1 pseudogene is annotated in these 530 nt (G+C 51.9%); it reads left to right on the top strand.

The features are described from left to right. Positions 1–90 precede the first annotated feature (90 nt). Positions 91–530 (top strand): annotated as a pseudogene (locus tag RVY79_RS17125) (hypothetical protein); the annotation flags it as partial.

The raw sequence follows: 530 nt of genomic DNA, 5'->3' as shown, positions 1-530 counted from the left end.
TAGCAAGCAGGAAGTTCTTGATTTCATTGAACGCCCGCGAAGCGTTCGGTAAAGACTAGGCGAAATTTGTTACTAACAGGAGAACAACTAATGAATAAACTGACTCAAACGAGCCACTATGACTACCAACCCATCATCGACCGCGCGCCACTCAAGTTTCCCAATGGCGCTCGCGTGGCTGTCGTTCCTTACATCAACATTGAGCACTTCCCTGAAGACATTCCCGGTACCGCGATCGTCCCCGCCACGGCGAGGTTCATTCCTGACGCACTGAACTATGGTTGGCGTGACTATGGAAATCGCGTTGGACTGTGGCGAATCATGGACATCATGGACGCGTTGCACATGCGTGGCACAGTCTGTCTGAACTCGGACATCATCACCGAATACCCACGCATCATCGAGGAAGGCGAGCGCCGCAACTGGGCTTGGATTGGTCACGGAATCAACAATGCACCTACCAATTTTCTTGCCGATATCGATGAGGACAGGGAGCGGACTATCATCCGGACAGTGCTTGAGAAGATGGA

The organism is Chromohalobacter sp. HP20-39 (assembly GCF_033052815.1).
GTDB lineage: Bacteria > Pseudomonadota > Gammaproteobacteria > Pseudomonadales > Halomonadaceae > Chromohalobacter.
This window is presented reverse-complemented; position numbering and strand designations above follow the sequence as displayed.